General features: G+C 53.6%; 17 protein-coding genes, 1 tRNA gene and 1 riboswitch. Of the genes, 9 read left to right on the forward strand and 9 right to left on the reverse strand.

Annotation, left to right across the window (positions count from 1 at the left end; genetic code table 11):
• Positions 1-46 precede the first annotated feature (46 nt).
• Complete coding sequence (locus tag MUA00_RS15585; protein WP_271123931.1) at positions 47-679, forward strand: TetR/AcrR family transcriptional regulator; 633 nt, start codon at positions 47-49, stop codon at positions 677-679.
• A 98-nt stretch (positions 680-777) separates the two neighbouring features.
• Here MUA00_RS15585 and MUA00_RS15590 read toward each other — a convergent pair whose 3' ends face one another.
• Positions 778-1872: an adenosylhomocysteinase gene (locus MUA00_RS15590; RefSeq protein ID WP_271123960.1), complete on the reverse strand. Its 1095-nt coding sequence runs from the start codon at positions 1870-1872 to the stop codon at positions 778-780.
• Positions 1873-2068: 196 nt separating this feature from the next.
• Positions 2069-2144 (reverse strand) — tRNA-Ile (locus MUA00_RS15595).
• Between the two features lie 126 nt (positions 2145-2270).
• Here MUA00_RS15595 and mug point away from each other — a divergent pair.
• Entirely contained in the window at positions 2271-2777 is a 507-nt protein-coding gene (gene mug / locus MUA00_RS15600) for a G/U mismatch-specific DNA glycosylase (RefSeq protein ID WP_271123932.1), read from the forward strand.
• Positions 2778-2849: 72 nt separating this feature from the next.
• Here the strand turns inward: mug and rpoD are convergent, their stop codons facing one another.
• The 3 genes from rpoD to rpsU form a co-directional block, all read right to left on the reverse strand.
• The gene (gene rpoD / locus MUA00_RS15605) at positions 2850-4688 is read right to left on the reverse strand and encodes an RNA polymerase sigma factor RpoD (RefSeq protein WP_271123933.1); all 1839 of its coding nucleotides are present in this window, start codon (positions 4686-4688) and stop codon (positions 2850-2852) included.
• 153 nt (positions 4689-4841) lie between these two features.
• Entirely contained in the window at positions 4842-6587 is a 1746-nt protein-coding gene (gene dnaG / locus MUA00_RS15610) for a DNA primase (RefSeq protein ID WP_271123934.1), read from the reverse strand.
• A 165-nt stretch (positions 6588-6752) separates the two neighbouring features.
• A complete protein-coding gene (gene rpsU, locus MUA00_RS15615; protein WP_001144069.1) occupies positions 6753-6968 on the reverse strand; it encodes a 30S ribosomal protein S21 in 216 nt (71 codons plus the stop codon).
• A gap of 448 nt (positions 6969-7416) precedes the next feature.
• Here rpsU and tsaD point away from each other — a divergent pair, with 448 nt between their 5' ends.
• The gene (tsaD, locus tag MUA00_RS15620) at positions 7417-8430 is read left to right on the forward strand and encodes a tRNA (adenosine(37)-N6)-threonylcarbamoyltransferase complex transferase subunit TsaD (protein WP_271123935.1); all 1014 of its coding nucleotides are present in this window, start codon (positions 7417-7419) and stop codon (positions 8428-8430) included.
• A 32-nt stretch (positions 8431-8462) separates the two neighbouring features.
• On the opposite strand, the gene plsY is transcribed toward tsaD, so the two are convergent.
• Positions 8463-9080, reverse strand: coding sequence for a glycerol-3-phosphate 1-O-acyltransferase PlsY (gene plsY, locus MUA00_RS15625; protein ID WP_271123936.1), 618 nt, complete (start codon positions 9078-9080; stop codon positions 8463-8465).
• Between the two features lie 107 nt (positions 9081-9187).
• On the opposite strand from plsY, the gene folB reads away from it, so the two are divergent.
• On the forward strand, positions 9188-9556 hold the full coding sequence (gene folB, locus MUA00_RS15630; protein WP_271123937.1) for a bifunctional dihydroneopterin aldolase/7,8-dihydroneopterin epimerase: 369 nt from the start codon (positions 9188-9190) through the stop codon (positions 9554-9556).
• A 114-nt stretch (positions 9557-9670) separates the two neighbouring features.
• The gene (bacA, locus tag MUA00_RS15635; protein WP_271123938.1) at positions 9671-10489 is read left to right on the forward strand and encodes an undecaprenyl-diphosphate phosphatase; all 819 of its coding nucleotides are present in this window, start codon (positions 9671-9673) and stop codon (positions 10487-10489) included.
• An 11-nt stretch (positions 10490-10500) separates the two neighbouring features.
• Here bacA and MUA00_RS15640 read toward each other — a convergent pair whose 3' ends face one another.
• Together MUA00_RS15640 and MUA00_RS15645 are read right to left on the reverse strand one after the other, a co-directional pair.
• On the reverse strand, positions 10501-11742 hold the full coding sequence (locus MUA00_RS15640; protein ID WP_271123939.1) for a multifunctional CCA addition/repair protein: 1242 nt from the start codon (positions 11740-11742) through the stop codon (positions 10501-10503).
• 66 nt (positions 11743-11808) lie between these two features.
• The gene (locus MUA00_RS15645; protein ID WP_271123940.1) at positions 11809-12429 is read right to left on the reverse strand and encodes a TIGR04211 family SH3 domain-containing protein; all 621 of its coding nucleotides are present in this window, start codon (positions 12427-12429) and stop codon (positions 11809-11811) included.
• A 265-nt stretch (positions 12430-12694) separates the two neighbouring features.
• Here MUA00_RS15645 and MUA00_RS15650 point away from each other — a divergent pair, with 265 nt between their 5' ends.
• The 3 genes from MUA00_RS15650 to hldE all read left to right on the forward strand — a co-directional run bounded on the left by MUA00_RS15650 (position 12695) and on the right by hldE (position 18487).
• Entirely contained in the window at positions 12695-13993 is a 1299-nt protein-coding gene (locus MUA00_RS15650; protein WP_271123941.1) for a CYTH domain-containing protein, read from the forward strand.
• A 17-nt stretch (positions 13994-14010) separates the two neighbouring features.
• Positions 14011-16869: a bifunctional [glutamate--ammonia ligase]-adenylyl-L-tyrosine phosphorylase/[glutamate--ammonia-ligase] adenylyltransferase gene (gene glnE / locus MUA00_RS15655; protein WP_271123942.1), complete on the forward strand. Its 2859-nt coding sequence runs from the start codon at positions 14011-14013 to the stop codon at positions 16867-16869.
• 187 nt (positions 16870-17056) lie between these two features.
• Entirely contained in the window at positions 17057-18487 is a 1431-nt protein-coding gene (gene hldE, locus MUA00_RS15660) for a bifunctional D-glycero-beta-D-manno-heptose-7-phosphate kinase/D-glycero-beta-D-manno-heptose 1-phosphate adenylyltransferase HldE (RefSeq protein WP_271123943.1), read from the forward strand.
• Positions 18488-18524: 37 nt separating this feature from the next.
• Here hldE and ubiK read toward each other — a convergent pair whose 3' ends face one another.
• On the reverse strand, positions 18525-18815 hold the full coding sequence (gene ubiK, locus MUA00_RS15665; RefSeq protein WP_271123944.1) for a ubiquinone biosynthesis accessory factor UbiK: 291 nt from the start codon (positions 18813-18815) through the stop codon (positions 18525-18527).
• A 109-nt stretch (positions 18816-18924) separates the two neighbouring features.
• Positions 18925-19075, forward strand: a riboswitch (FMN riboswitch).
• Positions 19076-19169: 94 nt separating this feature from the next.
• Between ubiK and ribB the strand changes: the two genes are divergently transcribed.
• On the forward strand, positions 19170-19823 hold the full coding sequence (gene ribB, locus MUA00_RS15670) for a 3,4-dihydroxy-2-butanone-4-phosphate synthase (protein ID WP_271123945.1): 654 nt from the start codon (positions 19170-19172) through the stop codon (positions 19821-19823).
• Positions 19824-19973 lie beyond the last annotated feature (150 nt).

Raw genomic sequence — 19973 nt, forward strand, 5'->3', positions numbered from 1 at the left:
GTATATGAAGCATCCTTCAGGTTTAGAATTCGCATTCGGGCGCGCCATGACAGACTCTCTAAAGCCACGAAAAACGCCGGTTCAGGCACGATCTGCCGCAACCGTTGCTGCTTTGCATACCGCAACCATTCAGGTTTTAACCAGGGAAGGGCTGAGCCGCTGCACCACCACCCGGGTTGCCAGCCGGGCCGGAATATCGGTGGGCAGCCTGTATCAGTATTATCCCAACCGGGATGTTTTGCTGGTGGCGGTGCTGGAGCAACATCTGAATGAGGTGGCGTCGGCGGTTGAAGCAGCCTGTCAGAAAGCCTGCAATCAACCCGTTGCGGATATGGCTTCTGTGCTGGTGACGGCGTTCCTGACCGCCAAGCTTCGCGATCCGCAAGAGTCAAAAGCGCTGTATGCGGTAGCGGGCGAACAGGACGGCGCCAGGCTGGTCGCCATGATGCATGAGCGGCTGGTTACCGCAGTGGCAGAGATGCTGGCCAGCGCCACGGATGCTGATTTTGCTAATCCTGGCGTTACCGCCACTATTGCGCTGGGAGCGCTGGTCGGGCCGGTGAGAACGTTATTGGAAGGGCTTGCTGAACCAGGGTTTGAAGCCTGTCTTGCGAAGCAGCTAACATTGTTGTTGCAGGGATATTTGCAGGCGACATCAAGGGTTCTGACGTCCGGGTGAATCAACCTTGCCATAGCGTCCGGCGGCAATAAAAAAGCCGCCTGGTCAGCAGTGGCCTTTTTATCCTTGTCCCGCCGGTATGTTGTTAATGCAGAAGATTACAGCGCCTGTTCCCAGACGGATTGCGGCAGCAAATAGACAGCTTTTTCCGCCTGCTGGCCTGCGGTAACAATGTGTTTGATACCGCTTGCCATCACGGCCAGGGTCACGTCAAAGGCGTTCAGGCTGTCGCCGAATCCGGCGGTCAGGTTCAGCATGGAACCGTTCGCCATCAGGTAGAGCGTTTTGCCATTCAACTGGTAGGCGTTGATAAACGGCATCACTTCTTCATTGGGGAACTGCTTTAAGTATTCGCAGTCGATCTCTTCGGCGACGTGACCCACGTTAAGTACGAACACGCCGTCTTTCGCTTTATCCAGCACGGCTGCGCTAACGACTTTTTTCGCACCGGTTGCGGTGGCGATAACATCCGCAGCGGCGATAACGTCATGAATATCCACTACGTGCCAGCCATCATAGGCAGCCTGCAGGCGGCGAGCAGGATCGAGTTCCGCAACCATCACCTGGCCGCCATAGGCTTTTGCCGCTGCGGCAACGCCCTGGCCTACCAGGCCATAGCCAATCACCAGCACTTTCTTTTCATGCAGCGTCAGGTGGGTGGTCTGGAAGAAGGTTTGCCAGGCGGTCAGCCCCACCATATGGCGATTGTGCAGCCCTTCTTTAACCGGCAAATCATCCCAGTTAAAAATAGGGTAGCCGGGACGCAGATCCGCAAGACGATTCACGCCAGAACCGGTTGCTTCCAGACAGGCGACAACATCCCCGAACTCGCCGCGCTGATGCAGCAGAGTAGTGATATCCGCCCCCATTTCGCACAGATGAGTCGGGCGCCAGGCAATCGCTTTTTCCCATGAATCACGCCAGTCGGCGTCGCTCATATTGCGCCATGCGCAGGCTTCGGCTCCTGCCTCGGCAAGGTATGCGACAACCTCGTCCTGCACGGTAGTCGGGTTACAGGTGGTCAGAAAGACTTTGGCATTCTTCTTCAGTAGGCCTTCTACCAGCGGGATCATTTTCAGATCGAGATGCATGTTGCAGGCCAGCCGCACGTGGCTTAAGTCGGGAAGCGCCTGCACCTGCTTTAGGGTACGAACCATATGGCGGCAAGTCCACGCAATTTCTTTTTTAAACATCTCGCTTTGGGCGTTCACAGGCGTTCCTTATTGATTGTTTTTTAATGTTTTTATAGAAAGTGAAATAGCTTCAAGATACCCGAGAATAGCAAAATGAGCGGAGGCTGTTAACTGACAGAAAGGGGGACATAGATTGCTAAAAACAAAAAAGCCACTCGTGAGAGTGGCATAACTGTATGTATTTACTACTTAAATTTGGTGGCCCCTGCTGGACTTGAACCAGCGACCAAGCGATTATGAGTCGCCTGCTCTAACCACTGAGCTAAGGGGCCGTGGCGCTGGATTATAATGGAACTCGGGACGCCAATCCAGTGATTGCGTGACATATGCTTGTTTTATAAACAATGCTTTATCAATCTCTTATACTTGGCTCAATATCTATAACGATGAGAAATGTCATGATCGGCGATATCTTACAACCAGGGCTGCGGGTTGTGTTCTGCGGTATTAACCCTGGCAAGTCTTCGGCGCACACCGGATTTCATTTTGCCCATCCCGGAAATCGCTTCTGGAAGGTGATTCATCTTGCTGGTTTTACCGAGCGGCAGTTAAAGCCGGAAGAAGAGCGACATCTGCTGGATACGCGCTGCGGCATTACCATGCTGGTTGAGCGACCAACCGTTCAGGCGAGCGAGGTAGGGCTGCACGAGCTGCGTGCAGGCGGTCGTGAGCTAATCACAAAGATGCAGGACTACCAGCCGATGGCGCTGGCCGTGTTGGGCAAGCAGGCTTTTGAGCAGGCGTTTAGCCAGCGTGGGGCGAAGTGGGGCAGACAGAATATTACTATTGGCGATACGGAAGTGTGGATTTTGCCCAATCCCAGCGGTCTGAATCGTGCGACCCTGGACAAGCTTGTCGAGTCTTACCGTGAGCTGGATCAGTCGTTAATGGCGCGTGGCAGGTAACACGGAGGTTGTTTCGGCAGTAGACAGGCAATAAAAAGCCCTCGCGAGGAGGGCTTTAAAAGGGCGATAAAATTAATCGTCCAGGAAGCTACGCAGTACTTCAGAACGGCTTGGGTGGCGCAGTTTGCGCAGAGCTTTCGCTTCAATCTGACGGATACGTTCGCGGGTAACGTCGAACTGTTTACCCACTTCTTCAAGCGTATGGTCGGTGTTCATGTCGATACCGAAACGCATACGCAGGACTTTCGCTTCACGTGCGGTCAGGCCGGCAAGCACGTCGTGCGTTGCAGAGCGCAGGCTTTCAGAGGTCGCAGAATCCAGCGGCAGCTCGAGGGTAGTATCCTCGATGAAATCACCCAGATGCGAATCTTCATCGTCGCCGATTGGCGTTTCCATGGAGATTGGCTCTTTAGCGATTTTCAGCACTTTGCGGATTTTGTCTTCCGGCATCAGCATGCGTTCAGCCAGCTCTTCCGGCGTTGGCTCGCGTCCCATCTCTTGCAGCATCTGGCGTGAAATACGGTTGAGTTTGTTGATGGTCTCAATCATATGCACCGGAATACGGATGGTACGCGCCTGGTCGGCGATGGAACGGGTGATAGCCTGACGGATCCACCAGGTTGCATAAGTTGAGAACTTATACCCACGGCGATATTCAAACTTATCAACGGCTTTCATCAGGCCGATGTTACCTTCCTGAATTAAATCAAGGAATTGCAGACCGCGGTTGGTGTATTTCTTGGCGATAGAAATAACCAGACGTAAGTTTGCTTCCACCATCTCTTTCTTCGCGCGGCGGGCTTTTGCTTCACCGATAGACATGCGACGGTTGATGTCCTTAACCTGCTCGATAGTCAGGCCGGTCTCTTCTTCAATCTGCTGCAGTTTTTGCAGGCTGCGATGCACGTCTTCAGATACGTCACGCAGTTTTTCAGACCACGGCTTGTTCATGGCGATAGCAGCATTGAACCAGGTTTCGCTGGTTTCGTTGCCGGTGAACAGCGTGATGAAGTTTTTCTTCGGCATTTTGCACTGCTCAACACACAGCTTCATGATGATACGTTCTTGGGTACGAACGCGGTCCATCATGACGCGCATGCTGTTTACCAGATAATCGAACTGCTTCGGCACCAGGCGGAACTGCTTGAAGACTTCAGACAGTTGCAGGATCTCTGCGGCAGAGTCGGCGTGAGCACGGCCTTTCGCTTTGATGGTGTCACGAGTCTTTTCATATTGGGTCCGAAGATCGCCAAATTTCTCGCGAGCCAGCTCCGGATCGATGCTGTTGTCATCGTCCGCATCGTCTTCATCTTCTTCCTCATCGTCGTCATCACTGTTTTCTTCGCTGGTTAGCTCAGAGCCAATGTGAGTGGCGGTAGGGGCAAGATCTTCTTCTGCGTTAGGATCAACGAAACCGGTGATCAGATCCGTCAGGCGCACTTCTTCAGCTTCAACGCGATCGTACTGTTCAAGCAGGTAGGTGATGGCTTCCGGATATTCAGCAACGGAGCACTGAACCTGGTTGATACCGTCTTCGATACGCTTAGCAATATCGATTTCACCCTCACGGGTTAACAGTTCAACGGTTCCCATTTCACGCATGTACATGCGCACCGGGTCGGTGGTGCGCCCGATTTCCGATTCTACGCTGGACAGAACCTGAGCGGCAGCTTCTTCCGCATCTTCGTCCGTGTTGTTTGAGTTTTCAGCAAGCAACAGGTCATCGGCATCAGGTGCTTCTTCCATCACCTGAATGCCCATGTCATTGATCATTTGGATGATGTCTTCGATCTGATCGGAGTCGACGATATCTTCCGGCAGATGGTCATTGACCTCAGCATAGGTCAGATAGCCTTGCTCCTTACCACGTTGGACAAGAAGTTTAAGCTGTGACTGCGGGTTTTGCTCCATAAGACGGTATCCACACTTCAGTATTAGGGTTGTGTCGGTAGGCGTTGCCGCCAACAATAACGTAACGAGGGCTGACTTGTTTTAATGCCGCTGCCCATCCGTGCGGCGTTCGGGTTTGACCCGATCAATGTTCGGCAGTTAAGCCGCGAGTATTTATTTTTTCGTGCGTGATTCTGTTATCACGCGGACTTCCTCACGCTCCGCTGGGGTTAATCCCGCGGTTCTGGAGCGTGCCATCAATTCTTCAAAACGCAACTCCAGCACTGAATCAAACATGTGTTCGAGTGCGTCGGTGAACGTTTTTTCTGCAATATCCTTATCTGCTATATCGTCCCAGGCTGACAGTTTTTCAAGGGTAGCGGCTTCATTTGTGCCGCGATACTGCTCTAAAAGCTGCCCCGTGGTCAGTCCTGGCTGGGCAAGACAGGTATTCACTAAATCGATAAATAATTTCAGTCCCGGCAGTTTAGCCTCTTCCAGACCGCTTAACGGCGGAACAGAAGGTGCCAGCTCTGGGTTTTGTACCAGCAGTCCTATCAGTATACGCATGGTTGTGCGTTTTAGCTGAGGCGCCGGGCGCGGCGTACCGCTTTGTGCAAGCCTTGGCATGAGCTTTTCAAGCTGGCTGTCGTCCAGAATGCCGAGTTTATTGCCCAGTTCCTGACGCAGATAAATGCGCAATGTCTCACCAGGTACCTGACTAATCAGGGGTAAGGCCAGCGTGCTCAGTCGCGCACGGCCATCCGGCGAACTCAAATCGACCTGCGGCATCAGGCTGTTAAAAAGAAACGTAGAAAGCGGCTGGGCATGTTCCATCCGTGCCTCAAACGCTTCTTTTCCTTCTTTACGAACCAGCGTATCCGGGTCTTCTCCGTCCGGCAGGAACATAAAGCGTAACTGGCGGCCATCCGTCATATAAGGTAGCGCAGTTTCCAGCGCGCGCCATGCTGCGTCACGTCCGGCGCGATCGCCGTCATAACAGCAGACGACGTTATCGGTGACCCGAAACAGCAACTGGATATGGTCAGCGGTGGTTGAGGTGCCAAGCGATGCGACGGCGTAAGAAATGCCGTACTGCGCCAGGGCCACCACATCCATATAGCCTTCGACCACCAACAGCCGCGCTGGTTCAGGCTGGCTTTGCTGAGCCTCATACAGGCCATACAACTGGCGGCCTTTATGGAAAATATCGGTTTCCGGGGAGTTCAGGTACTTCGGCAGGGCATCGCCCAGCACGCGGCCACCAAAACCTATTACCCGGCCTCGCTTGTCGCGGATGGGGAACATCACCCTTTCACGAAAACGATCGTAACTGCGACCCTGGTCGTTGGTCACCAGCATACCCGCGTCCGTCAGCGCCTGACGATTTTCGGCGTTGCCGCCAAAACGTTTTAAGGCGTTATCCCAACCGGGAGGCGCATAACCTATAGCAAAATGCTTGATGACTTCTGCGCTTAATCCACGACTTGCCAGATACTGACGGGCAGGTTCCGCGCTGTGTTGCGCCAGGGATTGCTGATAAAAGGCGTTCAGGCCATCCATCAACTGATACAGATTCTGTCGCTGATGGCGCTCGATCTGGCTTGGCCCGTTACCCGCTTCGTACGGGACTTCCAGGTTATGCATGGCCGCTAATTCTTCAACGCTTTCGACAAAATCAAGCTTGTCGTAGTTCATTAAAAAATCCAGCGCGTTGCCGTGCGCTCCGCAACCGAAGCAGTGGTAAAACTGTTTATCACCGTTTACGGTGAAAGAAGGGGTTTTTTCGTTATGGAACGGACAACACGCATGGTAGTTTTTGCCTTGCTTTTTGAGCTTAACGCGCGCATCGACAAGATCGATGATGTCGGTACGAGCCAGCAAGTCATTGATGAAAACACGTGGAATTCGTCCAGCCATAGGCCCCGTTTAACCCCGTAAGTTTGTCTGTCGAGCTTATAAAGCCGCATCAGGAACCTGTAGGGCAGGTCAGTTCATAAACGAAAATAAGCCGCGCATTCCTTTCGGAAGCACGGCCTTTACAACTACTACTTGTCTGTTCCGGAGGGGTAAACCCCCAGGCAATTAGTACAGACGAGTGCGGCGTGCGTTTTCGCGAGCCAGTTTCTTCGCGTGACGTTTCACAGCAGAAGCTTTAGCGCGTTTACGTTCGGTAGTCGGTTTTTCATAGAACTCACGACGACGAACTTCCGCCAGAACACCTGCTTTCTCACAAGAACGCTTGAAGCGACGCAGTGCTACGTCGAATGGCTCGTTTTCACGTACTTTAATTACCGGCATTAACTCTCACCTTTGATAAATTCGGTTTGCCGCTGACTGATGCGCCAGCTATTTCAAAATGGTGCGGAATTTTACTGCAACTCTTGCTGCTTTGTAAAGCACCGGACAACCAGAAACCTGGCTTTTAAGGCCGGAATCTTCCAGGGGTGCGGATTATACACCACATGAGCGCGCAAGGTGAGCAAAGTTTTAATACCCGTCATCCTTTGAGCTACAGCGGCGTTGGCGGCACTCCGTTATTCGGCACATCCTGTGGCTCACCCCTGAGGGGCCGTTGCTTGCAACGTTCAAATCTGTTCCCGACAGATTTGTCACCTCAGTCACTTACTTTAGTAAGCTCCTGAGGACTCACTCCCTTGCCGCCTTGCTGTAACTCAAATGCTATAGGGTATACAACGGAGGCCCGGGAGCATAAACTTCGCCGCAAGACTTTGAGGTAGAGAAAGCCATGCGTGTACTGGGTATAGAGACATCCTGTGATGAAACCGGCATCGCCATTTATGACGATGAGAAAGGGCTGTTAGCCAATCAGTTGTATAGTCAGGTGAAATTGCACGCTGACTACGGTGGCGTGGTGCCGGAGCTTGCCTCCCGCGATCACGTGCGTAAAACCGTGCCGTTGATTCAGGCTGCATTGAAAGAGGCTGGTTTAACCGCCCGGGATATCGATGGCGTGGCCTATACCGCCGGTCCGGGGCTGGTCGGCGCGCTTTTAGTGGGGGCAACGGTTGGCCGCGCGCTGGCGTTCGCCTGGGATGTGCCTGCCGTGCCGGTGCATCATATGGAAGGGCATTTGTTAGCGCCAATGCTGGAGGATAATCCTCCGGCGTTCCCGTTTGTCGCGTTACTGGTTTCCGGCGGTCATACGCAGTTGATTAGCGTTACCGGCATTGGCCAGTATGAGCTGCTGGGCGAATCCATTGACGATGCCGCAGGCGAAGCCTTTGATAAGACGGCCAAACTGCTTGGACTGGATTACCCCGGCGGCCCGATGCTGTCGAAAATGGCCGCTCAGGGCACGGAAGGGCGCTTCGTCTTCCCGCGTCCAATGACGGATCGTCCGGGGCTTGATTTCAGCTTCTCCGGCCTGAAAACTTTTGCGGCAAATACCATTCGCGGTAACGAAGCAGACGACCAGACTCGCGCCGATATCGCCCGCGCTTTTGAAGATGCGGTGGTTGATACGCTGGCCATTAAGTGTAAACGCGCGCTCGAACAGACCGGTTTCAAACGGCTGGTTATGGCGGGCGGCGTAAGCGCTAACCGTACTCTGCGGGCGCGTATGGAAGAGTTAATGTCTAAACGTCGTGGCGAAGTGTTTTACGCGCGGCCGGAATTTTGTACCGATAACGGCGCAATGATTGCCTATGCGGGCATGATTCGTCTGAAAGCGGGAACGGCGGGAGAACTAAGCGTGACGGTGCGTCCGCGCTGGCCGCTGGCAGAATTACCTGCGGCGTAAACATAACGAATCAATAAAAAGGGAGTGAGAAATCACTCCTTTTTTTTGTCTTTATTTTTGCGGAGTTTCTTCCAGATTTTGGTTTCCTGGCCGCGCCATAAACGCTGAATATTATCGTGATGACGCATCAGGATCAGGCAGGAGAGCATGGCAACCGGAAAAGTGAACTGCGGTTTGAACCACCAGACGTAAAACGGCGCGATGAGCGCGCTGATAATTGCGCCAAGTGAGGAATAACCGCTGAGCAGCACGCTAAGAAGCCAGGTTCCCGCCATCACGCCGGTTAAGTCGAAACCAATAGGCGCAATGGCGCCGAATGCCGTTGCTACGCCTTTTCCGCCGCGGAATTTAAAGAAAATGGGCCAGATATGTCCCAGGCATGCGGCAATAGCGATCAGCCCGAGCCAGAATGGAGTCACGCCCAGCGCATATGCCGCCCAGACCGGCAGCATGCCTTTTAAGACGTCAAAAATAAGTACCGCTACGGCTGCGCCTTTGCCGCCAATACGTAAGACGTTTGTCGCACCTGGGTTACCTGAACCGTTCTCTCTTGGGTCCGGGAGACCCGCGAGTCGGCAAACCAGAATGGCGCTAGAAATTGAGCCGCAAAGATACGCGAGGAGAATCATGCCAGGCGCGATTGCACTCATAACGCTGTTCCATTTTGAAAGTGTCGTTGTATTCTTCGCATTTGTGGATAATACGCATATTTCGCCGGAAGTGGTATCTGGCGCAACCAAAAAGCAGGCAGGGCGTGATGGACATTGTATTTATAGAGCAACTAACGGTAATCACCACTATCGGTGTGTATGACTGGGAACAAACCATTGATCAGAAGCTGATATTCGATATCGAAATGGCGTGGGATAACCGCACGGCCGCCGGTAGCGATGACGTGAACGATTGTCTGAGCTATGCGGATGTCAGCGAAGCGGTTATCAGCCACGTTTCCGGCGGCCGTTTCGCCCTGGTCGAGCGCGTGGCGGAAGAGGTGGCCCAACTGCTGTTGGCGCGCTTTAATTCACCCTGGGTTCGCCTGAAAGTCAGCAAGCCTGGCGCGGTTGCTCAGGCGGCAAATGTCGGCGTCGTCATCGAGCGTGGCAGTAATCCGAAAGCAAACAAATAAGTTCATAATTATTAAACCAAACGTGTCTAATCTGGTCATAGCCAGTAACCTTTTACGGCGGCCGTATCTCGCTCGCCGTTTTTTTGTGTTTTTCAGGGGTATGAGGGTTTATTAATGAGCGATTTTCACTCGCTGGCGATTGCCGCGATTCTCGGTGTTGTTGAGGGGCTAACGGAGTTTTTGCCTGTCTCGTCTACCGGGCATATGATTATTGTCGGACACCTGCTGGGATTTGAAGGTGACACCGCCGAAACATTTGAAGTGGTTATTCAGCTCGGCTCGATCCTCGCTGTGGTAGTGATGTTCTGGCGCCGCCTGTTCGGTCTGATTGGCATTCATTTTGGCCATCCGCCTCATGAAGGCATGGGCAAAGGTCGTTTGTCGTTAATTCATATTCTGTTGGGCATGGTTCCTGCCGTGGTGCTGGGGCTTATCTTCCACGATACGATTAAATCTTTGTTTAACCCAATAAACGTCATGTACGCGCTGGTGGTCGGCGGCGTATTGCTGATTGCCGCTGAACTGCTAAAACCAAAAGAACCGCGCGCCGTTGGGGTGGACGATATGACTTATCGTCAGGCGTTTGTGATTGGTTGCTTCCAGTGTCTGGCGCTCTGGCCGGGCTTTTCTCGTTCAGGCGCTACAATCTCCGGCGGCATGTTGATGGGCGTGAGCCGCTATGCCGCATCCGAGTTTTCATTCCTGCTGGCCGTGCCAATGATGCTGGGCGCGACGATGCTGGATGTTTATAAGAGCATCGGCTTCCTGACCATGGCCGATCTGCCGATGTTTGCCGTGGGCTTCGTCACCGCGTTTATCGTCGCTCTGATAGCCATCAAAACCTTCCTGCAGATAATCAAACGTATGTCGTTTATTCCGTTTGCCATCTACCGCTTCTTTGTTGCTGCAGCGGTTTATTTCGTCTTTATGTAAGCCTGTTGCCCTCAGCTTTGCGGCTGGGGGCAGTGTTCTTCTTTCCACTTCGCAACGGCTGCGATACGACGTTTAGTCAACTCTTCCCGAATCGCCGGGCCGCTGAAACCTGCATCAATCACTTCTTTATTTGTGACGCTTTGAGCGGCTTCCCAGGCTGCACGCAGCAGTCTACCTTGCGGATAATCGCTGCCTTCAAAACCAGTGCGCCCGCGCGCGTCAGCCTCGCTGGTTAAGGCGATTTGCTCAACACGCTGCGGCTTACGCCAGGCGTCGATAGCATCAAAAAGTTTCACCACTGTTTTCGGCTGCAGGATTGGGAAGGTGTGAATCAGGTCATGGTATTCCGCCACGAGTTTAGCCAGATCGCGAATCTCGTTCGGCACGCGCATTCTCTGGCAGATATTTTCTACCAGCTTAACTCCCGCCGGACCATGGCCATGGTGGCGCGGCCAGAACTCTTTCGGGGTTAATCCCTTGCCAAGGTCGTGGCAAAGCGTTGCGAAACGTACATCCACCTCAGGGCTGAGCTGGGCTGCGATAGAAAGCGTCATCAGCACGTGAATACCGGTGTCGATTTCAGGGTGCCATTTGGCCGGGGCAGGTACGCCAAAGAGCGCGTCGATTTCCGGGAACAACACGGCCAGCGCCCCGCATTTACGCAGCACGTCGAAGTAAACCTGCGGGTTGCGGCTGGTCAGCGCATTTTCAGTTTCTTTCCAGACGCGTTCAGGCGTCAGATGCGCCAGTTCGCCGTCTTCGGCCATGTTTTGCATCAGCGTCATGGTTTCCGGGGCTATCTGGAAATTAAGATGGGCGTAACGTGCGGCAAAACGCGCTACGCGCAGAACACGCAGCGGATCTTCGTTAAATGCCGGGGAGACATGACGCAGCAGGCGTTTTTCAATATCTGCCCGTCCGTTAAAGGGATCGACCAGTTCGCCGTGATCGTCCTGTGCGATGGCATTGATGGTGAGATCGCGGCGCAGTAAATCCTGCTCAAGCGTAACGTCCGGTGCGGCATAACAGGTGAAGCCTGTATAACCTTGCCCGGATTTACGCTCGGTGCGCGCCAGCGCGTACTCTTCGCGAGATTTTGGATGCAGAAATACCGGAAAATCTTTCCCAACCTGTTGGTAACCAGCATCCAGCATTTCTTGCGGGGTTGCGCCAACCACGACCCAATCTTTATCTTTGACCGGTAGTTTTAACAACCCATCACGAACGGCGCCACCGACCAGATAAATCTTCACTCTTCACACCCCTGCGTCTGCTAAAAATTACGAATAATACGTAATTGTAGGATACAGGGTTGCGGATCAATTCATCCAGCGGTCTTTCTTCTTGCGGCTTGGGATCATATGCGGCAGCAGCAGGCCAAACAGCAGGCCGACGCCTAACACGCCGCCGCCATACATAAACCACTGCATGATAATGGCGCGCTGCTTATCATCAAGCTGGACGTTTGCGGCATTTACCTTTTTCTGGGCGACGATTAGCTGGTTTTTAAGCTGTTGATTCTCATCTTTAAGCCCGTTGATAACGCTGTCGCTCTGGGCGACTTTTTGCTGCATTTCCGCGGTGCGCTGATTCCAGGTGGTGTCGATATTGGTGAGCTTATCCGTCAGGTCTTTGACCTGTTGTTCCAGAGCGGGTACGCGAGTACGCAGGCTTGGATTGGTGCTCAACTGAGCCAGTGGGATCCAGGAGGTGCGGCCGTTGCTGTCGCGCACCTGGCCATATTTCGTTTCTTCGTTACTTTGCAGAAGCGTCACTTCTTCGCCCGCGTTTACTGTACCCAGCAGGCGATAATTATCACCCGGGCCGCTTCGAACCCAGGTGTTCAATTCGTCGGAAACATAACGTTTTTCTTCGGCATGAGCCACAACGGTTACGCTAAGAGAAAGCAAAGTAAGGCAAATCAGGCGTAATTTCTGCATTAGTTCGTCATTATTGTCATAAAGTGTGGAACGATAGTAGTGGCATCAGTCTGACGGTGCAATCCGTAAACCTGAATGAGAATCATCCTGGTGTGAATTTCGCCACTTGTACAAGGTGTTAACCCTTTTCCGGTTGAATATCTGCTCGTTAAAGTGCGCGCGATGCGTGGCAATTTACGGCAAAATATTATCTACTGACCAGCAACTAGCTATTTAGTTCGCCGGGATGTCATCCCGTGTGACCGCAACCAAAAGTAAAAAGACGATGCCTCAAGAAATCGAACTCAAATTTATCGTTAATCCAGCGGCGCTGGACGATCTGCGCAATACCCTAAATTCCCTTGAAAGCGAACACAGCGAACCGCGCCAACTGCTTAATATTTATTACGAAACGGCAGATAACACGCTGCGTAGCCACGATATGGGTTTGCGTATCCGCGGAGTAGATGGCCGCTACGAAATGACCATGAAAGTAGCCGGTCGCGTGACTGGCGGACTTCATCAACGTCCTGAATATAACGTCGAGCTCAGCAAGCCAGAACTTGACCTTTCGTTGCTGCCCGCTGAAATCTGGCAGGAAGGCGTAACGCCTGCGGTATTGCAGACAGAATTGCAGCCGCTGTTTAGCACCGATTTCGCTCGTGAAAAGTGGGTGGTTACTCACCGTGGAAGCAAGATTGAGCTTGCTCTGGACCTGGGTGAAGTGAAAGCCGGAGAGTTAAACGAACCGCTGTGCGAGCTGGAGCTGGAACTGCTCGCAGGCGAGACGTCTGCGGTTCTTGAACTGGCGCAGCGGCTGGTGACGCAGCCGGGCCTGCGCCAGGGGAACCTGAGTAAAGCCGCACGCGGTTATCATCTGGCGGCAGGCAATGCGCCTCGTGAAATCAAACCGCTGGGCGTATTGCACGTTGTGCCGAAAGCAACGGTTGAGCAGGGGCTGGAAGGCGCGCTGGAAATGGCGCTTGAACATTGGCAATACCACGAAGAACTGTGGGTGCGCGGCAGCAAACCTGCGAAAAACTCCATGCTTAACGGAGTGGTTCTGGTTCGCCATGCGCTGGCGCTGTTCGGCGGTATTGTGCCCCGTAAGGCGAGTGCTCACTTACGCGAGCTGTTGATGGCTTATGAAGCGCTGCTGGCTCAAAACCTGAAGCCAGAAGAGCTGATTTATGCTCCGGAAAGCAGCCAGGCTAAACTCGCGCTGACCGAATGGCTGGTGAACCGTCAGTGGCAGGAATTTATTGATGAGAAAGGCAGTGCTAAGCTTGCCGGTTCCTTCAAACGTTTTGCGGACACCCATCTTTCCCGTCACGCAGCCGAGCTGCGCAACACCTTCCAGCGCCCGCTTGGCGACAGCTATGGCGATCAACTGCCACGTCTGGCGCGTGAAACCGACTCCATTCGCCTGCTAGCCGGTGTCTATGACGACGCGATAACCCTGCCGTGGCTTGAGAACTGGCAGGGGCTGCGCCATGCCATTACTACTCGTCAGCAGGTTGAAATTGAACATTATCGTAATGAAGCCATCTCGCAGGCGCCATTCTGGTTGCACAGCGGGAAATAATTAAATGATGAGATAATATGATGCCGCACTCGCTCCTTTTACAGCAGCACCTGCAGGCGGTATTGCCGCGTCTGCCACAAGAGATCGATCGTCAGCAGTTAAGCGCCGAAGCGCAGGCCGCACTGACATTCAGTGATTTTGTTTGCGACAGCATGGTGGCTTACCCCGCCTGGCTGCTGGAACTGGAGCAGAGTCCTCCCGAGGCGGATGAGTGGCAACGCTACGCCGCCTGGCTGCAAAGTGAATTGCAGGGCGTACAGGACGAGACGGCATTGATGAAAGCGCTGCGCCTGTTTCGTCGTCGCATTATGGTACGCATTGCCTGGGCGCAAACGCTGCAACAGGTTTCAACGGAAAACTCGCTACAACAGTTGAGCGTGCTGGCGGAAACGCTGATCGTCGCCGCTCGCGACTGGCTTTATGCCGCATGTTGCCGTGAATGGGGAACGCCGTGTAATCAGGATGGCGTTCCGCAACCATTAATGATTCTTGGCATGGGGAAACTTGGCGGCGGCGAACTGAACTTTTCCTCCGACATCGACCTGATTTTTGCCTGGCCGGAAAACGGCTCGACCCAGGGCGGGCGGCGCGAATTAGATAATGCGCAGTTCTTCACTCGTCTGGGACAAAAACTTATCAAAACGCTCGATCAGCCTACGCAGGATGGTTTCGTCTACCGCGTGGATATGCGTCTGCGCCCGTTTGGCGACAGCGGCCCGCTGGTCCTGAGCTTTGCAGCGCTGGAAGATTATTATCAGGAGCAGGGGCGCGACTGGGAACGCTACGCGATGGTCAAGGCGCGCATTATGGGCGATAGAGAAGATAAGTGGAGCCAGGAATTGCGCAATATGCTGCGTCCGTTTGTCTTCCGCCGCTACATTGATTTCAGCGTCATCCAGTCGCTGCGTAACATGAAAGGCATGATTGCCCGCGAAGTGCGCCGCCGTGGCCTGAATGACAATATTAAACTCGGCGCCGGCGGCATTCGCGAAACCGAGTTTATCGTGCAGGTCTTTCAGCTTATTCGCGGTGGACGTGAACCGTCGCTGCAGTCCCGTTCGCTGCTGCCCACGCTTGAGGCCATCCAACAGCTTCATCTGCTGCCGGAAGACGATGCACAGCGGCTGCGCGAAGCCTATCTCTACCTGCGTCGCCTCGAGAATTTGCTCCAAAGCATCAACGATGAACAGACCCAGACGTTGCCCGGCGACGAGCTTAATCGTGCGCGCCTTGCCTGGGGCATGAATGAAGAAAACTGGGATTCATTACAACAAACGTTGCAGGCGCAGATGAATAACGTGCGCCAGGTATTCAACGATTTGATCGGTGATGACGAACCGGAAGCGGGCGAGGATAAAATCGCCGAAGCCTGGCGTGAGCTGTGGCAGGATGCGCTGGATGCCGATGAGGCTACCGCCGTGCTCAGTCATTTAACACCGGAAGCGCGTGGTGAAGTGCTAAAGTTGGTCGCCGAGTTTCGACAGGATACGGATAAACGCACCATTGGTCCGCGTGGCCGTCAGGTTCTGGATCAGCTTATGCCGCGGCTGCTGTGCGAGGCGTGTTCGCGCAATGATGCTCCGCTGCCGCTATCGCGCCTGATTCCGCTGCTGCTGGGCATTGTCACCCGCACAACTTATCTCGAATTGTTGACGGAATATTCGGGCGCGCTCAAGCATCTGATTACGCTTTGTGCCGCGTCGCCAATGATTGCGGGACAACTGGCGCGTTATCCGCTGCTGCTGGACGAACTCCTTGATCCAAACACGCTCTATCAGCCAACGGCGACAGACGCTTATAAAGACGAGTTGCGCCAGTATCTGCTGCGTGTTCCGGACGACGACGAAGAGCAGCAGCTTGAAGCGTTACGCCAGTTTAAACAGGCTCAGCTACTGCGCGTGGCTGCGGCCGATATGACCGGAACGCTACCGGTCATGAAAGTCAGCGATCATCTGACATGGCTTGCTGAAGCTATGATCGACGCAGTAGTTCAGCAAGCGTGGACGCAAATGGTGGCGCGTTTCGGCCAGCCAAAACATCTGCATGACCGGGAAGGGCGCGGGTTTGCGGTTATCGGTTATGGCAAGCTTGGCGGCTGGGAGCTGGGCTACAGTTCCGATCTTGATCTGGTTTTCCTGCACGATTGTCCGGCGGATGTGATGACCGACGGCGAACGCGAAATCGATGGTCGCCAGTTTTATCTTCGCCTGGCGCAGCGAGTGATTCATTTATTCAGTACCCGCACTTCGTCCGGGATTTTATATGAGGTGGATGCCCGCCTTCGTCCATCCGGTGCGGCAGGTATGCTCGTCACAACGGCGGAGGCATTTGCTGATTATCAGCAAAATGAAGCATGGACCTGGGAGCATCAGGCGCTGGTACGCGCCCGCATCGTCTATGGCGACCCGCTGCTGAATCGCGAGTTTGACGCCATTCGCCGTCAGATTTTATGTACCCCGCGTGAAGGTAAAAAACTACAAACTGAAGTGCGTGAAATGCGCGAAAAAATGCGCGCTCACCTGGGCGGTAAACATCGCGATCGCTTTGATATTAAGGCGGATCAGGGTGGGATTACGGATATCGAATTTATCACGCAGTATCTGGTTTTGCGTTATGCGGCACAGGCTCCAAAATTAACGCGCTGGTCTGATAATGTGCGCATTCTGGAATTAATGGCGCAAAACGACATCATGAGTGATGACGAAGCGAAAGCGCTGACGCATGCTTACGTCACGTTGCGCGATGAGCTGCACCATCTGGCCTTGCAGGAGTTGCCGGGCAACGTGGCGCCCGATGCATTTGCCGCCGAGCGCGAACAGGTTGAACGCAGTTGGCAAACGTGGCTGGGCGAGGCGCAAACGCGCGCGGAAGTGTAATTGCGGTATCAGTGCCCGCCATCCCAAAATTGGTTTTCTGGGATGGTGTTTCAAATCAGGAAATCAATGTATTGATTTTCAAAGAAAATGATCCTGACTTGCGTCTGATTTAAGACGAAGAGGTTTGTCAGGAGGTTGATGTGATATTATCTCGCGCAAAATTTTTTCCCTCTCTGGAGAGTCAGGAATGAAAGTAACGCTGCCCGAATACAGCCGTGCAGGCGTCATGGTGGTTGGTGATGTGATGCTGGATCGCTACTGGTATGGCCCAACCAGCCGTATCTCCCCGGAAGCCCCGGTGCCGGTGGTGAAAGTCGATACCATTGAAGAACGCCCTGGCGGCGCTGCCAACGTGGCGATGAACATCGCTTCGCTCGGCGCTAATTCCCGCTTGGTTGGGCTGACGGGAATTGATGACGCTGCTCGTGCGTTAAGCCAGACGCTGGCTGGCGTGAACGTTAAATGCGACTTTGTTTCCGTGCCGACTCATCCCACAATCACCAAGCTGCGCGTGCTTTCCCGCAACCAACAACTGATTCGCCTTGATTTTGAAGAAGGGTTTGAAGGGGTTGATCCCGAGCCGCTGCACGAGCGCATTAGCCAGGCGCTGCCGCACATTGGCGCGCTGGTGCTTTCAGATTACGCCAAAGGCGCGCTGGCAAGCGTGCGCGAGATGATAACCCTTGCTCGCGCTGCGAAAGTACCAGTGCTAATCGACCCGAAAGGCACCGACTTTGAACGTTATCGCGGCGCGACGCTGCTGACCCCAAACCTGTCTGAATTTGAAGCTGTGGTGGGGAAATGCAAAAGCGAAGCTGAACTGGTGGAACGAGGCATGCGGCTGATTGCGGATTACGATCTTTCCGCGCTGCTGGTGACGCGTTCAGAGCAGGGAATGACGCTGTTGCAACCGGGCCTTGAGCCGGTTCATCTGCCGACTCAGGCACAGGAAGTGTATGATGTGACCGGTGCTGGCGATACGGTGATTGGCGTGCTGGCAGCGACGCTTGCCGCGGGCAATTCTCTGGAAGAAGCCTGCTATTTTGCTAATGCTGCGGCGGGTGTGGTAGTCGGCAAACTTGGTACATCTACCGTCTCCCCAATTGAGCTTGAAAATGCGGTGCGTGGCCGTGCTGATACCGGTTTCGGCGTAATGACTGAAGCCGAGCTTAAAGTTGCGGTTGCTGCGGCTCGTAAACGCGGTGAGAAAGTTGTCATGACCAACGGCGTGTTCGATATTCTGCACGCGGGCCATGTTTCCTATCTTGCGAATGCGCGCAAGCTTGGCGATCGCCTGATTGTGGCTGTAAACAGCGATGCATCAACCAAACGCCTGAAAGGGGAAACCCGCCCGGTGAACCCGCAGGATCAGCGCATGATCGTGCTTTCCGCGCTGGAGGCCGTTGACTGGGTTGTATTGTTCGAAGAAGACACCCCGCAGCGCCTGATTGGTGAAATCCTGCCAGATCTGCTGGTAAAAGGCGGCGACTACAAACCTGACGATATCGCCGGTAGCAAAGAAGTGTGGGCGAACGGCGGTGAAGTGATGGTGCTGAACTTTGAAGATGGTTGTTCAACGACGAATATCATCAAGCGTATTCAGAATAACGAAGCCTGACAGAAACAGACTCCCCCAGCATATGGGGGAGTAAGTATTACATCTGCGGGTCGGTTGGTGGAATAACCGCCGGCGCTGGCGTATGAGCTTCACGGTTTTCCAGCTCGTTTAAACGCTGTTCCAACAAAGCCAGTTTTTCGCGAGTACGCAGAAGCACCTGGGTCTGCACATCGAACTCTTCACGACTTACCAGATCCAGACGCGTTAATTGCGCCTGTAAAACCTGGCGAATTTTCTTTTCGACATCATCCCCGAACTCACGAATCCCTTTCGGCATCGACTCATGGACCTGACGGGCAATCTGCTCAATTTTTTTCGGGTCAATCATAGTGGTTTCCATTTAACCTGCGTGAATAACTTAATTGTAATGCCTGATTGCCAGGTGATAAACCGGAAATGCCGTTGCCAGAGAAAATCATCGGCGTTATAGTAAGTCTGCTTATTCTCAGGGCGGGGCGAAACTCCCCACCGGCGGTAAATCAGCGTACGCTGAAAGCCCGCGAGCGCTCCGAAATATTTTTTCGGAGGTCAGCAGATCCGGTGTGATTCCGGGGCCGACGGTTAAAGTCCGGATGGGAGAGAGTAACGACAAAGTCAGGCCCCGGCCTGCCCACGTTATTTTTTATAGCTCCTAAGACTGCCCTGATTCTGGTAACCATAATTTTAATGAGGTTTTTTTACCATGAATCAGACGCTACTTTCTGCATTTGGCACCCCGACTCAGCGCGTTGAACATGCACTTAAAGCATTGCGCGAAGGCCGCGGCGTGATGGTTCTCGATGATGAAAATCGCGAGAACGAAGGTGACATGATTTTCCCTGCCGAAACCATGACCGTTGAGCAAATGGCGCTGACCATTCGCCACGGCAGCGGCATTGTCTGCCTGTGCCTGACCGATGAACGCCGCAAACAGCTCGATCTGCCGATGATGGTTGAGAACAACACCAGCGCTTACGGCACCGGTTTTACTGTCACCATCGAAGCCGCACACGGCGTGACTACCGGTGTTTCGGCGGCGGATCGTTTAACGACCGTGCGCGCAGCTATTGCTGATAACGCTAAACCCAGCGATCTGAATCGTCCGGGACATGTGTTCCCATTGCGTGCTCAGCCAGGCGGGGTGTTAACCCGCGGCGGCCACACTGAGGCGACCATTGACCTGGTTTCCCTGGCAGGTTTTAAACCAGCCGGCGTGCTTTGTGAGTTGACTAACGACGATGGCACCATGGCGCGTGCGCCAGAATGCATCACCTTTGCCCGCCAGCATAATATGGCCGTTGTGACCATCGAAGATCTGGTCGAATATCGTCAGACTCACGAGCGCAAGGCCAGCTAAGAGTTATAAAAAAGCCCGGTTTCTGGACTGCACCCCAAAAGTTGGATACCCAACTGAGTAAGGTGCAGTTTTTTATGGCAAAGCCAAAATATTCCCTCGAAACCAGATTAGCTGTAGTCAATCACTACCTTGCCGGAAAAGATGGAACAC

Origin of the sequence: Dryocola boscaweniae, from assembly GCF_025215095.1 — a bacterium.
Lineage (GTDB): Bacteria > Pseudomonadota > Gammaproteobacteria > Enterobacterales > Enterobacteriaceae > Dryocola > Dryocola boscaweniae.